Annotated in this window: 19 protein-coding genes and 1 pseudogene; 7 read left to right on the plus strand and 13 right to left on the minus strand. The window is 60.6% G+C overall.

The window, feature by feature from the left end; all coding sequences use genetic code 11:
• Positions 1-5: 5 nt before the first annotated feature.
• Positions 6-776, plus strand: a complete 771-nt coding sequence (locus VNV36_RS04445) for a substrate-binding domain-containing protein (RefSeq protein ID WP_325716630.1) — start codon at positions 6-8, stop codon at positions 774-776.
• Here VNV36_RS04445 and VNV36_RS04450 read toward each other — a convergent pair.
• Positions 766-1,680 (minus strand): LysR family transcriptional regulator, encoded by a 915-nt coding sequence (locus VNV36_RS04450; protein ID WP_325716632.1) that lies wholly within the window; start codon positions 1,678-1,680, stop codon positions 766-768. The two genes, VNV36_RS04445 and VNV36_RS04450, sit on opposite strands and share 11 nt — an antisense overlap.
• A 265-nt stretch (positions 1,681-1,945) precedes the next feature.
• Here VNV36_RS04450 and VNV36_RS04455 point away from each other — a divergent pair, with 265 nt between their 5' ends.
• On the plus strand, positions 1,946-3,754 hold the full coding sequence (locus VNV36_RS04455; RefSeq protein WP_325716634.1) for a monovalent cation:proton antiporter-2 (CPA2) family protein: 1,809 nt from the start codon (positions 1,946-1,948) through the stop codon (positions 3,752-3,754).
• Positions 3,755-3,865: 111 nt separating this feature from the next.
• Here VNV36_RS04455 and hcnC read toward each other — a convergent pair whose 3' ends face one another.
• From hcnC to VNV36_RS04480, 5 genes are all read right to left on the minus strand, one after another.
• Positions 3,866-5,131 (minus strand): cyanide-forming glycine dehydrogenase subunit HcnC, encoded by a 1,266-nt coding sequence (gene hcnC, locus VNV36_RS04460; RefSeq protein WP_325716636.1) that lies wholly within the window; start codon positions 5,129-5,131, stop codon positions 3,866-3,868.
• Positions 5,124-6,533, minus strand: coding sequence for a cyanide-forming glycine dehydrogenase subunit HcnB (gene hcnB / locus VNV36_RS04465; protein WP_325716638.1), 1,410 nt, complete (start codon positions 6,531-6,533; stop codon positions 5,124-5,126). Before hcnB ends, hcnC begins: the two co-directional genes overlap by 8 nt.
• Positions 6,530-6,844: a (2Fe-2S)-binding protein gene (locus tag VNV36_RS04470; RefSeq protein ID WP_325716640.1), complete on the minus strand. Its 315-nt coding sequence runs from the start codon at positions 6,842-6,844 to the stop codon at positions 6,530-6,532. Before VNV36_RS04470 ends, hcnB begins: the two co-directional genes overlap by 4 nt.
• A 238-nt stretch (positions 6,845-7,082) precedes the next feature.
• Positions 7,083-7,622, minus strand: coding sequence for a hypothetical protein (locus VNV36_RS04475; protein WP_325716642.1), 540 nt, complete (start codon positions 7,620-7,622; stop codon positions 7,083-7,085).
• 295 nt (positions 7,623-7,917) lie between these two features.
• On the minus strand, positions 7,918-8,847 hold the full coding sequence (locus VNV36_RS04480; RefSeq protein ID WP_325716644.1) for a hypothetical protein: 930 nt from the start codon (positions 8,845-8,847) through the stop codon (positions 7,918-7,920).
• A gap of 308 nt (positions 8,848-9,155) precedes the next feature.
• On the opposite strand from VNV36_RS04480, the gene VNV36_RS04485 reads away from it, so the two are divergent.
• On the plus strand, positions 9,156-9,839 hold the full coding sequence (locus VNV36_RS04485) for a response regulator transcription factor (RefSeq protein WP_325716646.1): 684 nt from the start codon (positions 9,156-9,158) through the stop codon (positions 9,837-9,839).
• Positions 9,817-11,211, plus strand: coding sequence for a sensor histidine kinase (locus tag VNV36_RS04490; protein WP_325716648.1), 1,395 nt, complete (start codon positions 9,817-9,819; stop codon positions 11,209-11,211). The genes VNV36_RS04485 and VNV36_RS04490 overlap by 23 nt, the downstream gene beginning before the upstream one ends.
• A gap of 122 nt (positions 11,212-11,333) precedes the next feature.
• Here the strand turns inward: VNV36_RS04490 and VNV36_RS04495 are convergent, their stop codons facing one another.
• The 4 genes from VNV36_RS04495 to VNV36_RS04510 all read right to left on the minus strand — a co-directional run bounded on the left by VNV36_RS04495 (position 11,334) and on the right by VNV36_RS04510 (position 13,932).
• Positions 11,334-11,744 (minus strand): SRPBCC family protein, encoded by a 411-nt coding sequence (locus tag VNV36_RS04495; protein ID WP_325716650.1) that lies wholly within the window; start codon positions 11,742-11,744, stop codon positions 11,334-11,336.
• Between the two features lie 21 nt (positions 11,745-11,765).
• Positions 11,766-12,563 (minus strand): SDR family NAD(P)-dependent oxidoreductase, encoded by a 798-nt coding sequence (locus VNV36_RS04500; RefSeq protein WP_325716652.1) that lies wholly within the window; start codon positions 12,561-12,563, stop codon positions 11,766-11,768.
• Between the two features lie 231 nt (positions 12,564-12,794).
• Positions 12,795-13,463 carry an HAD-IA family hydrolase gene (locus tag VNV36_RS04505; RefSeq protein WP_325716654.1) on the minus strand — a complete coding sequence of 223 codons (669 nt, stop codon included), beginning with the start codon at positions 13,461-13,463 and terminating at the stop codon, positions 12,795-12,797.
• Positions 13,464-13,518: 55 nt separating this feature from the next.
• Positions 13,519-13,932, minus strand: coding sequence for a response regulator (locus tag VNV36_RS04510; RefSeq protein ID WP_325716656.1), 414 nt, complete (start codon positions 13,930-13,932; stop codon positions 13,519-13,521).
• Between the two features lie 197 nt (positions 13,933-14,129).
• On the opposite strand from VNV36_RS04510, the gene VNV36_RS04515 reads away from it, so the two are divergent.
• Positions 14,130-15,071, plus strand: a complete 942-nt coding sequence (locus VNV36_RS04515) for a class I SAM-dependent methyltransferase (protein WP_325716658.1) — start codon at positions 14,130-14,132, stop codon at positions 15,069-15,071.
• 225 nt (positions 15,072-15,296) lie between these two features.
• On the opposite strand, the gene VNV36_RS04520 is transcribed toward VNV36_RS04515, so the two are convergent.
• Positions 15,297-15,983, minus strand: a complete 687-nt coding sequence (locus VNV36_RS04520; RefSeq protein WP_325716660.1) for a GNAT family N-acetyltransferase — start codon at positions 15,981-15,983, stop codon at positions 15,297-15,299.
• Here VNV36_RS04520 and VNV36_RS04525 point away from each other — a divergent pair.
• Positions 15,977-16,621: a DUF3592 domain-containing protein gene (locus tag VNV36_RS04525; protein ID WP_325716662.1), complete on the plus strand. Its 645-nt coding sequence runs from the start codon at positions 15,977-15,979 to the stop codon at positions 16,619-16,621. The two genes, VNV36_RS04520 and VNV36_RS04525, sit on opposite strands and share 7 nt — an antisense overlap.
• Positions 16,622-16,625: 4 nt before the next feature.
• Here the strand turns inward: VNV36_RS04525 and VNV36_RS04530 are convergent.
• A pseudogene (locus tag VNV36_RS04530) lies at positions 16,626-17,182 on the minus strand (YceI family protein).
• 73 nt (positions 17,183-17,255) lie between these two features.
• On the minus strand, positions 17,256-18,614 hold the full coding sequence (locus tag VNV36_RS04535; protein ID WP_325716663.1) for an MATE family efflux transporter: 1,359 nt from the start codon (positions 18,612-18,614) through the stop codon (positions 17,256-17,258).
• A gap of 195 nt (positions 18,615-18,809) precedes the next feature.
• Between VNV36_RS04535 and VNV36_RS04540 the strand changes: the two genes are divergently transcribed.
• Positions 18,810-19,379: a chorismate mutase gene (locus VNV36_RS04540; RefSeq protein WP_325716665.1), complete on the plus strand. Its 570-nt coding sequence runs from the start codon at positions 18,810-18,812 to the stop codon at positions 19,377-19,379.
• The last annotated feature ends 70 nt before the right edge of the window (positions 19,380-19,449 follow it).

The raw sequence follows: 19,449 nt of genomic DNA on the forward strand, positions 1-19,449 counted from the left end.
TCGCCATGAAAAAACTGTTTACTGTCACCGCCCTGCTCGCCGGTCTTGCGTTCAACCTCGCGGCTCAGGCCGAAGAATTGAGCGTGATGACCTCCGGCGGCTTCACTGCCGCTTACAAGATTCTCGGGCCAAAGTTCGCCGCCGCCAGCGGCAACACCCTGACCACCAGCCTCGGCCCGTCGATGGGCAAGGCACCGGAAGCGATCCCCAATCGTCTGGCGCGCGGTGAGCACGCCGACGTGGTGATCATGGTCGGCTATGCCCTCGATGAGCTGATCAAACAAGGCAAGGTCGATCCTGCGTCCCGCGTCGAACTGGCGGATTCACGGATCGGCATGGTGGTGCGTGAGGGCGCGCCAAAACCTGACATCAGCAGCGTCGACGGCCTGAAGAAAACCCTGCTCGACGCGCAATCGGTGGCCTACTCCGACAGCGCCAGCGGCGTGTACATCGAGCAGCAGCTGTTCAAGAAACTCGGCATCGAAGATCAGCTGAAACCGAAAGCGAAGATGATCGCCAGGATCCCGGTGGGTTCGGTGGTTGCCACTGGCGACTATCAGTTGGGCTTCCAGCAGGTCAGCGAATTGCTGCCGGTGCCGGGCGTGAGTTTCGTCGCGAAGATTCCGGAGTCGGTGCAGTCGGTGACGCGTTTCGCTGCCGGTATTCCGGTCAAGGCCGAACACCCGGAAGAAGCCAAAGCCCTGCTCGCCTACCTCGCTGCACCGGCCGCCCAGGCTGACGTGCAGGCCACCGGGCTGGATTCGATCAAGCGCTGATCGCTGGCGGCTGGACGCGCATTTCCACGACCAGCCGCTCCAGTTCCAGTGCCGCCGGGGTTAACGTACGGTCCCGACGCTTGATGATGCCGACACTGCGCATCACCTGCGGCTCGGTCAGCGGCACCCGTGTCAGGATCGGATGATCCGGCCCGGGCATCGCCATCAACGGCACCGCTGCCACGCCCAACCCCGCCTCGACCAGCCCGATCATCGTCGTCACATGCCGCGTTTCGCAGATGCTCTGGCGCTGCGGCACCACCCCGCCCAAGGCCTGATCGAGCAGAAAGCGATTGCCGGAAGTCTTGTCCAGGGCGATGTAATCCTGCTGATAGAACTCGTCCCAGCTCACGCTGCTGCGCCCGGCCAGCGGATGATCGCGTCGACAGGCGACGACGTAGCACTCCTGCACAAGCGGTTCGAACTCGACTTTGGCATCCTGCGTGCCGAGAAAACTCAAGCCGAAATCCGCCTCGCCATTGACCACCGCACTCAACACATCGTGGGCGCTGGAATCGACGACTTTGACTTTGATTCGTGGAAATTGCTGGTGATAACGCGCAACCACGCGGGGCATGAAGTAGTACGCCGCCGATGGCACGCAAGCGACGGTGACATGGCCCAGGCGGGTCGAGGCGACTTCGCTGATGCCGAGCAAAGCGATGTCCAGATCATCCAGCAACCGTTCGACACTGGGCATGAAGCCGCGCCCGGCCTGGGTCAGGCTGACCTTGCGCGTGGTGCGCTCGAACAGTTTGACGCCGAGGGCGTCTTCAAGCTTTTCGATACGCCGGCTCAGCGCCGGTTGCGACAGGCGCACGGTGTCGGCGGCCTTGCGGAAACTGCCCTGCTCGACCACCGCACGAAAGGCTTGCAGGTCGTTGAGGTCGAAGTTGATGGCCATGGCGTTTCCGGAAATTGATTCGCAGGGGTTATGAATGTAACCAATTGATGCAAATTATCACAACAACGCCGAAAATCCTGTAGGAGCTGCCGAGTGCAACGAGGCTGCGATCTTTTGATGTTGATTCTCTGTAGGCAAAAGCAAGATCAATAGATCGCAGCCTTATTGCACTCGGCAGCTCCTACAAGGATCTTTGGTGGATTTGGAATCGGGTCAGCCCTTATCCTTGGCGCCCCCCGCCGTACCCGTAGTCAGGAGTAAATTCATGCCCCATGAAGGCAATCTGTTGCAAGCCGCTGTCGTGTTTCTGTTCGCGGCGGTGCTCACCGTGCCTTTGGCCAAACGTCTGCAACTGGGGGCTGTGCTCGGTTACCTGTTTGCCGGGGTGATCATCGGCCCGTCGGTGCTGGGCCTGATCGGCAACCCGCAGAGCGTTGCGCATATTTCCGAACTCGGCGTGGTGTTGCTGCTGTTCATCATTGGCCTCGAACTGTCGCCGCGTCGCTTGTGGGTGATGCGCAAATCGGTGTTCGGCGTGGGTCTGGCGCAGGTGCTGCTGACCGCATCGGTGATCGGCGTGCTGGCGCTGTCGGTGTTCGGCCAGCCGCTGAACAGCGCGATTGTGCTGGGCCTGGGTCTGGCGCTGTCTTCCACGGCGTTTGGCCTGCAAAGCCTCGCCGAACGCAAGGAATTGACCAGCCCCCACGGGCGCCTGGCTTTCGCGATTCTGCTGTTCCAGGACATCGCCGCGATTCCGCTGATTGCCCTGGTACCGATGCTCGCCGGCGTCGATCACCACACCAGCACTGCCGACGATATCCGTCACAGTCTGCAGGTGCTCGGTGGCATTGCCGTGGTGGTGATCGGCGGGCGTTATCTGCTGCGTCCGGTGTTCCGCGTGGTCGCAAAAACCGGGCTGCCGGAGGTGTCTACTGCCACCGCGCTGCTGGTGGTAATCGGCACAGCATGGTTGATGGATCTGGTCGGTGTGTCGATGGCGCTGGGGGCGTTTCTCGCCGGTCTGCTGCTGGCGGATTCGGAGTATCGACATGAACTGGAAGCGCAGATCGAACCGTTCAAGGGCCTGCTGCTCGGGCTGTTTTTCATCAGCGTCGGCATGGGCGCCAACCTGAGCCTGCTGCTCAGTGCGCCGATCACCGTGCTGGGCCTGACGCTGCTGCTGATCGGTCTGAAATTGCCGCTGCTGTTCGTGGTTGGGCGTCTGGCGGGCGGCCTGAACAAGATCAGCGCAATCCGCCTCGGCATCGTCCTCGCCGCCGGCGGTGAGTTTGCATTTGTGGTGTTCAAGATCGGTCGCGATCAGGGCCTGTTCGAACCGCGTCTGTACGATCTGCTGGTGCTGACCATTACCCTGTCGATGGCGCTGACGCCGTTGTTGCTGTTGATCTGTGCACGCCTGGTCAGCCCGAAAGTGCAGCCGGTGGAAGTGCCGGAGAAATTCCGCGAAATCGACACCGAAGCACCGCGCGTGGTGATTGCCGGCATGGGCCGGATGGGCCAGATCGTCGCGCGTATTCTGCGCGCGCAGAACATCAAGTTTGTCGCCTTGGATACTTCGGTGGAGACCATCGAACTGTCACGCAGCTTCGGTGGCGTGCCGGTGTTCTACGGCGACCCGATGCGCCCGGAAATCCTCCACGCGGCCAAGGTTGGCGAGGCGGAGTATTTCGTCATCGCCACGGACGATCCGGAGACCAACATCAAGACTGCCGAAGTGGTGCACAAGCTCTATCCGCACATGAAAATCATCGCCCGCGCACGTAACCGTCAGCACGTGCATCGCCTGGTTGATGTAGGCGCGCAAGCAATTCGCGAAACTTATTATTCGAGCCTGGAAATGAGCCGTCGCACCCTGGTCGGCCTCGGTCTGACGCAAGCCCAGGCCGATGCGCGGATCAAGCGCTTCAAGCACCACGACGAACAGGTGCTGGAGGCGCAACACGCGGTCTACGACGATGCCGCCAAAGTCCTGCAGACCGCTCAGGAAGCCCGGGCGGAACTGGCCAAACTGTTCGAATCGGATCAGCTCGAAGAGGAAGCCCGCAACACCTGATGCATGCCAATCCCCTGTAGGAGCTGCCGAAGGCTGCGATCTTTTGATCTTGTTTTTTAAGAGCAAAATCAAAAGATCGCAGCCTTCGGCAGCTCCTACAGGGGGATTGGGTCAGGCCAGCTCGAACGCGGGCGCAGGCTCCACGGCTGCAACTGCAACCGCAAACCGATCCGCCAGAAACGGTGCGATATCCAGCGGCAGCGGCTCGTCATTCACCAGTTTGTCCAGCAGCACCCCGGTAATCGCCGACGTCAGAATGCCGGTGCGGAAATGCCCGCAGGCATTCAAATATCCCTCCACACCGCGCATCGGCCCGAGAATCGGCAGTTCATCCGGCGAGCCCGGGCGCAGTCCCGCCCAGGTGCGTTTGAGGTTGACGTCTGCAAGCTCCGGCAGACAACGCACCGCGCCCTGCACCAGCCCGGCGATTTCCGGGAAGGTGGTGGTGACGTCGAAGCCTTTGTCTTCGGTGGTGCTGCCGATGAGGATTTCGCCGTTGTCCTTTTGCGCCACGTAACAGTCGCTGGTCGTCAGGCAGCCGTTGAGGATTTTCGGCATGCGCTCGGTCAGCAGAATCTGGCCTTTCACCGGTTTCACCGGAATACGAATCCCCGTCGCCCACTCGCTCAGATCCGCCGCCCAGGCGCCAGCGGCGTTGATCAGCGTCTTGCAGTGGAACACCCCCGCCTCCGCCGTTTGCACACCGGTGACGCGCGAGCCGTGATGCAACACGCCGGTAACGTTGGTGTTGACGAAGATGTCGACGCCGTTCTGCCGCGCGCCTTCCATGTACGCGTCGGCAAGGCGGAACGGGCTGACCTGATGATCGCAAAGAAACTCCAGCGCCCCGCGCGCCTCATGGCTGACGCTCGGTTCGGCCTCGCGCAGTGCCGCCTGATCGAGCCAGCGCACCTGATCGGCGAGGTGCGGAATGCAGCCGACGATGTGCTCGGCGTAGAGCCGGTCTTCATCGTCATAAATCACAAATTTCAGCCCGGTCTTCTCGAACTTGAAATCCATGCCGTGGTTGTCTTTCAACTCGCGGTGCAATGCCGGATACAGCGCGTTGGACTGCAAGGCAAAATCGAAAAACGACGCCGGCAAAATATGCGGTGTACTGGCGTCCACTGCCACCGCCGCGCCTTGGGTTGCGCGCTTGCGGTTGGCCGACATCATGCGAAAGAAAATCACCCCGCAACCGAGGCCCACCGACTCCCCGATCGCCCACAGACCGCCGGCCGAAGCGCGGGTCGCGTTGCCGGGGCGCTTGGCATCGACCAGCGCGACCTTGAGGTCTTTACGCTTGGACAATTGGTAGGCGCAGGACGCGCCGATCACGCCGCCACCGGCGATGACCACATCGTAGAACTTACTCATGGGATTCGGCCTCCGTGCCGAGGAACTGGAACGCGGAAAAAGGCACCGGATCAATCGGGAAACGCGGCCGTAGCCAGCCGACATCCTGGCGTCCGGTGGCTTGACGCAGGCGATCGCTGCAATAACCGACGCACATCCGCCCCTGGCAATCGCCCATGCTCACGCGGGTGCGCATTTTCAGGCTGGCGATGTCTTGCACCCCTTGCTCCAGGGCCAGATCGATGTCGGCGCGGGTGGCGTGTTCGCAGCGGCAAATCACCGTATCGGCCGCAGGCAGCGCAGTCTGGCCGACGCCACGTTCGGTGTAGCGATCCACCGCTGCACGGAAACGCACGATGGCCCTGAGTTTGCTCGCGTAGCGATCACGCCGCACACCGGCCAGTTCAGCGTCGAGTACGCCGCGTTGCAGCAGGATTGACGTCGCGGCGATCTTGCCGGCGAGCAACGCCGCTTCACCGCCGCGGATCCCGCCCATGTCCCCGGCCAGATGCACGTGCGGCTCGCTGCTTTGCTGCCAGGCATTCGCGTGGGCGCGCAGGTAGCCGTCATCGCTGAAGCCGTGATCGATGCCCATTTGCTGGCTTAATTGTGTGCGCGGAATAAAGCCGTAACCGACGGCCAGGGTCTGCGCTTCGAAGCGTTCGACCCGCGACAGATCCGCCTCCCACGTCGCCGAATACGGCGCGACGCTGACGCTTTTCAACTCGCCTTCGCCATGGGCCTGCACCACGCCCCAACCGTAATTCATCGGGATGCCGTGCAATTTCAGATAGGCGAGCATGCTCAGGCCATCGAGAAACAGTTGTGGCTTGTTCAACAGCGCCAGACTTTCCCGGGCGATCCTGCCGAACGCGCACGCCTCGTAAACGCCGGCCACGCGCACGCCAGAGACATGCAGCTGGGTCGCCACCAGCGGCAGCAGCGGCCCGGTGCCGGCGATGATCACCGGCCCTTGCGGCTTGACCACGCCACTCTTGATCTGCAATTGCAGACCGCCGAGCAGAATCACCCCCGGCAACGTCCAGCCGGGAAACGGCACGCTGCGTTCGTGACAACCGGCGGCCAGCAGCAATTGCGGACAAGCGATCTCATGCAGCTGTTCGTCACCGTCGAGCACCACCAGTGCGCGGGTGCCTTCGGCACCGACTACGCGATGGTTGAGACGCACATCGATCAGGCCCGATTGCTCCTGAAATTCACCGTGCAACTTGCTCAGCGCCTCGGCATAGCGCGGCCCCAGATAATCCAGTTGCACGCCATCGCGCAGCGGCCCGCGATAGACCACGCCACCCAGACGCGAGGCCTCTTCGAGCAGCGTGCAGCGCACGCCATGGCGTGCCAGTTCGATGGCCGCCGCCATACCCGCCGGCCCACCGCCGACGATCACCGGTTGCAGGCTCATACGACCTCCTGCCCGACGACGCGGTTGACCCGGGTTTCAATCTGCATGCCATCGCGCACCACGCTCTGGCAGGCGCGGCGTTTGTGACGTCCGTTGATTTTCACCAGACAGCACTGGCACACGCCCATGCCGCAATAGGCGCCGCTGATCTGATCGTGATCGTTGCGTGCGATCTGGCGCACGCCGAGGGACTGGATGACGCTGAGAACGGTTTCGCCGATGGCAGCGCTGACCGCTTGGCCATTGATGTGCACGGTCATGTCCGCCTGCACCAAGGGCTGGATATCGAAGGATCTTTCTAGGCAGTTCATTACGGTGTTCGTCCGTGAAGATTCAAGTGAGGTTGTGTCAGCTCCTTGCTGCACTACACCTCGTCGACGGGTTTTTGCTTTGTTCGGGACGTCGACGCGGTTACTCCGTCAGCGCAACAAGGTGCGCGAGAAGCACTGTAGCTCATACCTCAGCAAAGGCTTGCATCATTTACGGTAGGCGATATCGCCAGGCGAAATATTGATCCAGGCCAGTGAAGATGGCGGGACGTTCAAACGATCAATTGGAGAAAACGAACTGACCTTTGATCTTCTTCGCGCCGAAAAAGCCGAGGTCGGGGAACAGCAGGTTTTTCAGCCATGCGACGTAGAACACCATCGCCAGCGTGATTGCCACGGCGATCAGAATACCCGACGAATCCTCGCCAAAATCTTTTAACAGTCGCGGTATCTGACTGATCGAGAGGATGACGTAAACGGTGTAAGCGTGCGCCATGTTTCGATAGAAGCCCCAACCGAACAGCAACGGAACGCCGCCGGCAAACAGTCCCAGACCGATGGCAAAACCGGTGCTGAGCGTCAGCCCCAGAAAAATACCGGCCAATAGACCTATCAACACTTGGGCAGCCATCAAGCCAAGAAGGATTTTGCGCTTGCCGGCATGCCGTTCCAGTAAAACCGGATCAGGCCGCGCGCCGATCAGATACGCCAGCGCCTTGTCTTTCAGCGCATCACCGGAAAGCGCCTGAAACGTCTCGGTTTTCGAGCGACCAGCATCAAGCATTTCGCCGACCTGACGTTTGATTTCTTTCTTGTCCAACGTGTTCGTCCTTGATTAATAAATCGGGGGGTGAAGGAAAGATGCACTTCGTGTGCGGATTGTCGCTTTGTTGAGCGGGGGAAAGCAAAAACCGCTGTTCATGCCCGCCTCATCCCTATGAACTCGCCACTCAAGACCCCCAGAAAGCAAAACGCCGCTTCCACCCGAAGGTGAAAGCGGCAGAGGCACAAGCCTCAATAGAGCAATCAGTGGACGAACAGGGCGATCAGGATGATGATCGGGATCGGTACGCCGAGGAAGAACAGCAGTAATGAGCGCATGGTGACTCTCCTTTTTAACGAACCGGAGTGGTAGTGGTGTAGGTGTCGACTTCGACGTACTCGACCGCATCGCGACGACGACCGCCGAAGGTGGCTGCGAGGCTGGCGAAGAACGCGCCGGCCAGCAGGGCAACGAACATCCACAGCGAGGTGTAGGCAGCGACTTTCGCAGCAGTGTCGGCGGCTTGCTGGGCTTTCAGTTTGGCGTCGGCGATGGCTTTCTGCGTGTTGGCATAGATTTCGTCGACACGGCGTTCGGCATCGGCCTGGCTCAGGTTGGTACGTTGCGACACCAGTTGTGCGAGGTAGGTACGATCTTCGGCGCTGAGCTGACCGTTGGCCAGGCTCTGGGTGAAGATGCGGGTCACGGTACCGCGTGCAGCGTCATCGCTGACCGCTGCAGGACGGTCGTCACGGAACAGGCTGTCGACGAAGTAGCCGTACTGATCGCTGTCAGTATTGGCGGCAGCGGAACCCGCGGCCTGACTCATCGCACCGGCAGCGCCGCCAACGACGTTGGCACCGGCCTGCACACCGCCACTGACGACGCTGCTGACCGAACCCACCACCAGCACAGCGGTGACCAGCGTCGCAACGCACCAGGCGAGGAAACCATGGGCGGTGTCGCGGAAGTACACTTCGTCACCGTGCATGTTGGCCCACTTCACCCGCAGACGACCGGCGATGTAGCCGCCCATCCCGGAGGCAATGATCTGCGTCACCGCCAGCCAGACAATCGTCGAAATGCCTAGGCCCTTGGCGCTGACGCCCTCTCCGGCCCACGGTGAAACTGCCGAAAAGCCCAGGCCGAAACCGAGCAGCACCAGAATCATCGACAAGGCAGCGGCAGCCGCGGCACCTGCGAAGATCGCGCCCCAGGACACGCCTGACACGCTGCTCGACTCTGCCAAGGCAGGATAATAGTCATCAGGGGATCTATTCATTGTTCTAGTGCTCCAGGCATGAAAAATGGTGTTACAACTCGTCAGATGAGTAATTGCAGTGACCGTGCCAGTTAGCGCCCCTGAACAAACCCTTTGTTTTCAATGCGTTAGAAAACTTGAACTTCCCCGGCCCGTGCAATTTGCAATAAAGCGCAACGGACTGCGGGTTTTCTGCATTAATGACAGCTCTGCAGATACGACTCGATCCGGTTCACCTGCGGCGCGAAGATGAAAGTTAATTTAAAGCGTCACGGCAAATTCTTGGCAAAATGCTGCCATTCCGTTTGAACCGATCAGCAGGCCTGCCTATGACTCGTATCTTGACCATCGAAGACGACGCCGTGACCGCGCGGGAAATCGTCGCCGAATTGAGCAGCCACGGGCTGGACGTCGACTGGGTCGACAATGGCCGCGAAGGCCTCGACCGCGCCGTCAGTGGCAACTACGACCTGATCACCCTCGACCGCATGTTGCCCGAGCTCGATGGCCTGGCCATTGTCACCACACTTCGCACCATGGGCGTGGCCACGCCGATTCTGATGATCAGCGCCCTCTCCGATGTCGACGAGCGTGTGCGCGGCTTGCGTGCCGGTGGCGATGACTACCTGACCAAGCCGTTCGCCACCGACGAGATGGCCGCGCGCGTTGAAGTGTTGCTGCGCCGGCAGAACAGCGTCGCCACCCAGACCACCACGCTGAAAGTCGCTGACCTGGAGCTGGACCTGATCAGCCACGAAGCGCGACGCGCCGAGCAGGTGCTGACGCTGCTGCCGACCGAATACAAGCTGCTGGAATTTCTGATGCGCAACAGCGGCCAGATTCTTTCGCGGATGATGATTTTCGAAGAGGTCTGGGGTTACCACTTCGATCCGGGCACCAACCTGATCGACGTGCACATCGGCCGTCTGCGCAAGAAGATCGACGCAGCGGGCCATGTTCCGCTGATCCGCACGGTAAGGGGCTCCGGCTATGTCATTGCCGAACCCGTCTGACGGCTGGCGTTCTTCCAGCAGCCGCTTGTTGGCGCTGTACAGTTCGCTGTTCGTGGCGTGGAGCGCGATCCTCATGGGGGTCATGTATTACGAGGTTTCCGGCTACCTCGACAAGCTCGCCAAACATTCGTTGATGCAACGTCAGCATCTGTTCGCGCATTTTCGCGGCGAGCAACTGGAAGACGCCCTCGCCGCCAGCATGACCTTTGATATTCGCGGTATCGACGCCTACGGCCTGTTCGACACGCAGGGCAATTACCTCGGCGGCGCGTTGCAGCAGATTCCCGAAGGCCTGCCGCTGGACGGCAAGATCCACATGCTCGCCGAGTGTGCCGAATCCGACGATCCGACCCTGCCCAGCGACAGCTGCGATGCCGTAGCGACACAAACCCGCGACGGTCGCTGGCTGGTGTTGCTGCGCGACAACGGCTCGCTGTTCGCGGTGACGCGGATCATCCTGCATGCGCTGCTCTGGGGGGTTTCGCTGACGATTCTGCCCGGTATCGCCGGTTGGCATCTGCTGCGCCGGCGACCGCTGCAGCGGATCCGCGCGATTCAGAACAGCGCCCAGGCCATCGTCGCCGGCGACCTGACTCACCGCTTGCCGCTGTCCAATCGTCGCGATGAACTGGACATGCTTGCCGCCATTGTCAACGCCATGCTCGAGCGCATCGAGCGCCTGATGAACGAAGTCAAAGGCGTTTGCGACAACATCGCCCACGATTTGCGCACACCGCTGACCCGCTTGCGCGCGCAGCTGTATCGCATGCAGCAACAGGCCGGCGAAGGGTCGCAGGAGGCGGCACAGCTGGATCTGGTACTGGCCGAAGCGGACACGCTGATGGCGCGCTTTCGCGGTTTGCTGCGGATTTCCGAACTGGAGGATCGCCAGCGCCGCTCAGGTTTTGTCGAGCTCGATCCGGTGCAATTGCTCGAAGAGCTGCACGAGTTCTATCTGCCACTGGCCGAGGAAGGTGACCTGCGCTTTCAGTTGAACATGCCGCAGACGCTGCCGCCGCTCAATGGCGACCGCGCGTTGCTGTTCGAAGCACTGGCGAATCTGCTGAGCAACTCGATCAAATTCACCCCGCCGGGCGGCACGGTGATGTTGCGTGGGGTCAACGCGAGTGGGCAGACGCGAATCGAGGTTCACGATTCCGGGCCGGGGATTCCCGAGGCTGAACGTGAGGCGGTGTTCCAGCGTTTCTACCGCACCGAGGGCGGCCAGCCGCAAAGTGGCTTTGGCCTGGGGCTGTCGATCGTCGCGGCGATTGTCAGCTTGCACGGCTTCAGCCTTGAGGTCGGAAGCAGCGACCTGGGCGGGGCGAAACTGGTGCTGGATTGTCGGCAGAGTCTGATCAGCCAGGCCTGAAGAAATGCAGGACACCCTGTGGGAGCGAGCCTGCTCGCGAATGCGGTGGATCAGACACAGCAATATTGACTGAACTGACGCCTTCGCGAGCAGGCTCGCTCCCACAGGGGTTGTGTAAGGATTCAGGCTGGGTAATTGGCCCGCAGTGCGTCGAGGCCGCCCTGGTAGATACCGTTGAACAAAGCCTCCACTTCCTCATCGCTAACGCCGGCCGCGTTGAAGCGTCCCGACCACGTCACCCGGGCGCCCTGCCCTTGGGCTTCGACCTTGATCGTCGCCAGGTAATCGCTGGCCGGGAACGGTGCCTGTTCGATCGAATAGCTGTAGGTTCTGGCGGCGTTATCGAAGGTCTGCAGACGCTCGACCACCACGCCGCCGTCAGCGGTTTGCAAGGTGCGCACGCGCCCGCCTTCGCTCAATTCACTTTGGGTAATCAACGGCAGCCAGTCCGGCAGCGTGTTGAAGCCGCCGATCAATTGCCAGACCTGATCGGCCGAGGCCGGAATATCCATGGTTGCGGATGCTGTGGGCATAAAACGTCTCTCTCGAAGAATTCAAATAGTCAGGCTGTCGACTACACCGCCGTCGACGCGCAATGCGGCGCCAGTGGTGGCCGAGGACAGCGGCGAAGCGATGTAGGTGACCAAATGCGCCACCTCCTCGACATCCGCCACACGCTGGATGATCGAGGTCGGACGGGCCTTGCGCACGAACGCGTCGGCTTCGTCACGCAGGCTGCGCCCGGACTCGGCAGCGGCGTCTTTGAGCATGTCCTGCAGGCCATCGGTGTAGGTCGGCCCCGGAAGGATCGCATTGACCGTGACCCCGGTGCCAGCCAGACGTTTGGCCAGGCCATGGGACACCGCGAGGTTGGCGCTTTTGGTCACGCCATAATTGAGCATGTCCGCCGGCGTCGCCACCCCGGACTCGGACGACAGAAAGATCACCCGGCCCCAGCCCCGCTTGACCATCGCCGGCACGTAATGGCGCGCCAGGCGCACGCCGGAAATCACATTGACTTCATAGAAGCGCGTCCACTCGCTGTCGGGCGTGTCGAAGAAGTCAACGTCGTTGAAGATGCCGAGATTGTTCACCAGAATGTCGGCGCGCGGCTCGGCGGCGAAGAGTTTTTCCGCGCCCTCGGCCGTGCCCAGATCGGCGGTCAGACCGCGCAGTTGCGCGCCCGGCACGGCTTGGCGGATGCTCGCCAGCGCCTGTTCGACCTTGGTCGTGTCGCGACCGATCACCACCACCGTGGCGCCCGCTTCGGCCAGCGACTGGCTGATGCCCAGGCCGATGCCGGCCGTGCTGCCGCTGACGATGGCCAGTTTTCCACTCAGATCAATTTTCATGGGGTTACCTCATTGCAAGGGATCTCATTGGGCCGACGATGCCTGTGACTGGCTCGAATTCGCGACTATTTCGCAAGCATGGATCAGCGTAGTTGCGATATTGCGTGCGCGGTCGAGCTGCCGACCGGTGACGGGATCGGGTTCGGCGCGGCACTCCTTGCGCTTGGCAGACGGTAGCCCCTCACCCTGGCCCTCTCGCGAGGGAGAGTGTCAGGGGGCTTTCGGAGCAGATCAGATTTCCGTCAGGCGAAGCAAACCATCGCTATCGACCCTGACGCTGATCAAATCGTAACTGGCCAGTGTGGCGTGCGCCGTTTCAAGCGGATGCTGGTGCGTGGTAGTAATGATCATCAGCGCCGCGCCCGCCGCTTCCGCAGCCTGGATGCCAACCGCGGCGTCTTCAAAAATCAGGCAATCCGCTGGCTTGACGCCAAGCTTGTGCGCAGCCAGCAGGTAACCCGAAGGATCAGGCTTGCCGGCCTTTACATCTTCAGCCGTGACCATCACCGCCGGCTCGGGAATCCCCGCTGCCGCCATCCGCCGCAGGGCCAGATCCCGTGGCGCCGACGTGACCATCGCCCAGCGATCTTTTGGCAAACCATTGAGAAACGCGGCAGCCCCCGGGATCTCGACAATGCCGTCGACGTCTTCGATTTCCGCAGCAGTGATGAACGCCGCCTGTTGTTCGGCATCCACACCCGGCAGGTTCAGCCGAGTGATGGTGTCGATCGCCCGCGCGCCATGGATGGTCGGCAAAAACGTCTCGACATCAACGCCATGGCGCACCGCCCACGCCGACCAGATGCGCTCGGCGGCGGCGATGGAGTTGAGGACGGTGCCGTCCATGTCGAACAGGAACGCGCCAAACGCGCGGTCGAAAACCGATGCTGGTGCAGACAAAAGATCAAATCCTCTGACAGATGGCCGAAAAGAGTGGCCGGCAATGTAGCACTTGTCAGTGCAGCTGCGGTGCCTTGGATTTGAACGCACTGTCTACGCAATCGAGCAACTGACCGATCGCCCACGGTTTCTTGATAAACGCCACCGAATGCTTGACCCCGGAGGTTTCCGGCGTTTCATAGCCAGACATGACCATCACCGGTTTGTCTGGCCAGCGATCGCCGACCAGATTCGCCAGGTCGGCGCCGTTAAGCGTGCCGGGCATGGTGATGTCGGTCAACAACAGCGCGACGTCCGCCGCGTGTTGCTCCAGGTATTGCGACGCGGCGTCGGCGCTCGTTTGTGGTTCGACCTTGAACCCTTCCTCTTGGAGAATTTCGCAGAGAAACTCCAGAATCAACGGATCGTCCTCGACAACCAGAATCAACCCGCCAGGAAGGTGCGCGCTCGACGTAGGTGTAGGGCACATGAACAGCACTCCCCCGAATTACATTTTCGAATAGCGGCTTGAATCCGCTGCTTATCTGGTATGAGCAGCGCGTTTTGCAGAAATTCATTTTTGATACAGGGCTTTTCTACAAGCTGTTGTTTTTCGAGGCACAGCCCCCGACCGGAACGCTGATTTATGGTTAAAATGCCGCCCCTTTGCCTGGCCAACCGTGATCCATGACCCCTGAAGCCCTCACCACCCTCCACGCTCATTTGCTGGCCGCACTTGCGGCGGCGCCGAGCGAAACCCGTCGCGTGTTCCACGGCCGCGGGCGCTGCTGGCCTGGACTGGAGCAGTTGACGGTGGACTGGCTGCAGGGCGTTGTGCTGGTGTCGCTGTTCAAGGAGCCGGCGCCTGAGCAATTACAGGGGCTGAGAAATCTACTGCTGCAACTCCCCGCCTCCCCTGAATGGCAGCAGGCCGGCGCGCATACCCTGCTGATTCAGCACCGTTACCTGCCGCAGAGCACGGCGCAATGGCTGATCGGCGAGGAAATCGAGGAAATGACCATCGTCGAAGGTCGCTTGCAATACCGTGTCGACCTCGGCCGCAAGCAGAACGCCGGACTGTTTCTCGACATGCGTTACGGGCGCAACTGGGTGCGTGAACAGGCAGCGGGCAAGCGCGTGTTGAACCTGTTCGCCTACACCTGTGGCTTTTCCGTGGCAGCGATCGAGGGTGGCGCCAGTCATGTGGTCAATCTCGACATGTCCCGCGCCGCCCTGAGCCGTGGTCGCGACAACCACCGCCTGAACGGCCATGACCTGAGCAAGGTCAGCTTCCTCGGTCACGACCTGTTCAAGTCCTGGGGCAAAGTCATCAATAGCGGGCCGTACGATCTGGTGATCATCGACCCACCGTCCTTTCAAAAAGGCAGTTTTCTGCTGACCAAGGATTATCAACGGGTGCTACGCCGCTTACCGGAACTATTGACCGCGCAAGGCACGGTGCTGGCGTGCATGAACGATCCGTCATTCGGTTCGGACTTCCTGATCGATGGCGTAACCCGGGAAGCGCCAAGCCTGCGCTTCGAACAACGGCTGGACAATCCGCCGGAGTTTCCGGATATCGACCCGGAGAGTGGCCTGAAAGCATTGGTTTTCCAACGCACCCACTGACACACCCTGAATCCCTTGCAGGAGCGAGCCTGCTCGCGAAAGCGCTGTGTCAGATAAAAAATTGCTGATTGATACACCGCTCTCGCGAGCAGGCTCACTCCTACAGGTCATGTGCTGGTCAGCCATATTCAGCTCACCCAAGGAGTTCGCAAGAATCAGTGCTCGGAACAGTGCACGCGATCGCGACGCTGCGGGGCAGCGCAGCATAGGGTTTGGGCGGGGCGGTCAGTGCAGGGTCAAGCGCTGACGGACAAACTCTGCAACGTGGCGACTGGTCTGATCCAGATGCCGGTCGCGCTGTTTTTCCGCATCAAGCATCGCGCGCTTGCCATTCTTCTGCAGCAGGTAGGTGTGAATCTGTTGCACTTCCAGTGAACGGTAGATTGGCGTTGTGTCGATAAAGCCGCGCAGGCCGTTGCTGCGGTAATGCCCAGTGCTCATCAATACCTGGGTCTCGCGCTGGCCGATCACTTCAAATCCCAGCGCCTCGAAGTACGGCACCTTGCCGACGCTGCACGCCAGTTCCGCGTGGGGATAGCGTCCAACCATTTCGGCGAGCATCGCCCGTGCCACGCCTTGGCGCCGATGGCCTTCGCGCACCGCCATGTAGGCAACGCTGCACGCCTCCCAATCGCCCTGCACCGGCAGACAGATGAGAAATCCGATGACCTGCTCAGGATCCTCATCGTCAGTGGCCACCAGCAATTCCACCTCGGTGCCCTTCTGGCCGTTCAAGGCTTCGAGATACAGATGCACCTCATAACCGACCGCGTACTGGTAGACGTTGTACAGCAGATTGCTCGGGCCGAGACCGACCGCACTGATGTCAGTCAGGTAGTCGACGACCATTTGCAGGATCTGACTGTTGACGCTTTCGGGGCATGGGCAGGTGTAGTGGGTGATGCGTGGCATGGGCAAACTCCGGCGGTAAAAAACGTTGCCGAGGATCTGAGCCATCGACGAACCGCGACATCATACCGTGCCCGCAACGACTGCCGTTTAAAGATCCCGTGTCGAAAGCCGATGTAACGATCTCCCCTCACTTCATCACCAAGGATCGGGCCATGTATTACCCGCGCGAAGCCGCCAAAGATCATCTTTATAACCGTATTGTCATGATGACTGTCGCATGTTGCGTGGTCTTGCTCCTGGCGGGCATGGCTCGTCAGCAAGGCATTCTGTACGCGCTGCTTAGTTTCAACGGCACGCACACCAACGGCACTGTCACGCAACTGGAAGATATCCGGATGAACAAGAATGCCAAGGTGATCCACTATCGCTATGCCGACGAACACGGCCAGCTTCATGAAGGTGATTTTGTCGACGAACGCTACGCCGAACACACCCAGTACGAACTCAATGGACTGATTCCGCTGTTGGTTTCGCCATGGATGCCGGAAAAAAGCGCCATCGCCAGCCAATTGCAAAGCTATCGAGCAGGTTTTTACATCATGACCGGCGGCATATTGCTCGCCCTGCTGTTCCTGCTGATTTCCGGCCGGACGTTCTGGCAGATTCAGGCGATGAAAGAACAAGACCGGTACTACTGAACTGTCACTGTTGCGGCGCCACCACTCGGAATTTGATGTTGATGTCCCTGGACACCACGCTGTCCGCCCACTCTCCCGCTCCGAGGCCGAACTCGTCGCGATTGAGCACCAGCTCGCCGTCGAAAATACCGATGGCGTTGTCCGGTTTCAGCTCAACCGGAACCTCGACCTCGCGAGTGATGCCCTTCAGGGTGAGCCGACCGACGATTTGGTAACGGTGCTCGGCCACCTGAGTGAAACGGCTGGACTCGAACACCGCCAGCGGGAATTTCTCAGTGTTGAACCAGGCCGGTTTGACCAGCTCGGTATTGGCGTCATCACTGCCAGCGTCGATGCTGTTGAGGTCGATGTGCAACGTGGTACGGGCATTGGCAAGGTTGTCGGTGTCGAAGTCCAGCGTCGCCTCAAATTCGCCGAAGGTGCCGTACATCCGCGAGCCCATCTGGTTGTAGGTAAAGCTGATCTGGCTGGCGCTGGTATTGACCCGGGGTATTCAACGGCCTGCACGACGGGCGTGGCGCACAGGCAAAACGCGGCAACCAGCAGCAATCGCAACGACATGGAATTCTCCGGGCGGCGCGTGCGTCGAGGGGATTGGTTGACTTAAGCAAACAACCGGCCGTTACGCCAGCGCCTACACCAACCGCTCGATCTTCTGATGCTTCCACACCAGTTTGTAATAAAGCGTCTGCAGCACCAGCATCCCCACATAAGCAACCGGGAACGCCATCCATACGCCTTGCAGGCCAAACTGTCCGTCCAGCCAATAAGCCGCCGGCAGTTGCACGCCGACCACGCAGATAATCGAAATGAACACTGGCACCAATACCGTGCCGCTGGCGCGCATGATCCCGCCGATGATGGCCTGGAAGCCGAACACCAACAGGCTCCAGAGCATGATGTGCAAAAGGTGCTCAGCCATGGCCCGGGTCGAATCTTCGGTGAGGAACAGTCCCAGCAACCAGTGCGACAGCAGATAACCCAGCACAATCAGGCCGCCGGTCAGGCAGACGTTAATCAATAGCCCGGTGCGCAGGATCGGCCCCATGCGTTTCAGATGCCCGGCGCCGATCGCCTGTGCGCCGAGAATCGATGCGGTGATCGCAATCGACAGCGCCGGGAACTGAACATAATTGACGATCTGCGTTACCGCGCCATACGCCGCCGTCGCCTGTGAGCCGTGCTGGTTGACCAGTGCCAGAATCACCAGTTCCGACAGCGACAGCACGATCATCTGCACCCCGGTCGGCAGGCCGATGCGCAAGACCTTGCCGAGGATCGCGCGGTCCAGTCGCAGCGCCGCAAAGAATTCTCGATCCGGCGCCAGCGGATGGCCCTTGCGGATCAGCCGCCACGCCAGCCATGCCATCGCCGCCAGATTACCGGCCAGCCCCGCATACGCCGCACTCTGAATACCCAACGGCGGCAGACCCAGCCAGCCGCGGATCAATGCCGGTGTCAGCGCCAGCCCCACGGTGGTCGATACGATCAGTGCCAGCAGCGGTGACAGCGTATCGCTGACCCCGCGCAGCAACTGGGTGAACAGCACGAACACCAGCAGCGACGGCAGAATCCACAACATGACATGGGCATAGGCCACGGCATCGTCGAGTACATCCGCAGGGGTGCCCAGCCCGGCGAGTGCCTGTCGCGCGAACACAGTACCCAGCACCGCCGCGACCAGACCGATCAACACACCCAAAAGCAACGTCGCCCCAGCGATCGCTTTGACCAGGTGCGTTTCGCGTGCGCCCCACGCCTGACCGATCAACACACCCGCGCCAGCACCGAGGCCGATGACCAGAGCGATGAAAAAGAACACGACGGGAAACATGCCGGACACTGCCGCCAGCGACTGGGTGCCGAGCATCTGGCCGATGTAGATACTGTTGACCGTGCCGGACATCGATTGCAGGAAATTCGACAGCACCATCGGTGCGAGAAACAGCAGATAGGTTTGCCAGAGGGGTCTGGCGAAGGTGGCGCTTTGCATTGAATGGAGGTCCATCTCGACGGCGGGAGGCCCGATTGAAGACAGCTTCGGTGAGTTGCGTGCAGGGCGCAATCAACATTTGCAATCGGCGTTGATCGTCTGTTTTGCATTTGTGTAAATGCCAGCGTTCACTTTGTGTCAGTGTGCGGCTGTGGTAAATCACGCTTCCACCAACATGTACTTGAGGCTCGGTTCATGCGTAACGTTGCAAATGTGCTGTTCAGCACCCTCCTCGTTCTATTGGCCGCCAGCACCCAGGCTGCCGCACCTGCCGCAGCACCGGATTCCTTGAAGCCATTACTGACAACTCTCAATGAGCGTTTGACTATCGGTGATCTGGTGGCGCTTACCAAATGGGACAGTGGCAAACCGATCCAGGACAGCCCGCGAGAAGCTCAGGTGATCGCCAATGCCCGAACGCTGGCCGCCGAACACAAGCTCGACGCCGACGATGTCGAGCAGTTGATTGCCGCGCAAATGGAAGCAAACAAACTGGTGCAATACGGTTTGCTTGCGCAATGGCAAGCGGCTGGTGCGGCGCCGGGTACAGCGCGCCCGGACCTGGGCAAGCAGATTCGCCCGCGTCTGGATGAGCTGCAAAAACGCCTGTTGCAGCAGTACGCCGAGTTCGCGCCCTTTCGCCACGACCCGAAATGCCCAGCCTGGCTGGCCAGCGCCCGCAGCGGTCTGGCCTCTGATGCGTTGCATGAGTTGGCGCTGATACGAGCCAGCGGCGAGCTGTGCATTGGCATGAAAGCCCTCTGAGTCGCGGGGTTGAGCAACCATCATCAGCGTCGATGTTCAACATCACGTCAATGAAGTTCTCATAAAAACT

Source organism: Pseudomonas sp. (assembly GCF_035554175.1).
GTDB lineage: Bacteria > Pseudomonadota > Gammaproteobacteria > Pseudomonadales > Pseudomonadaceae > Aquipseudomonas.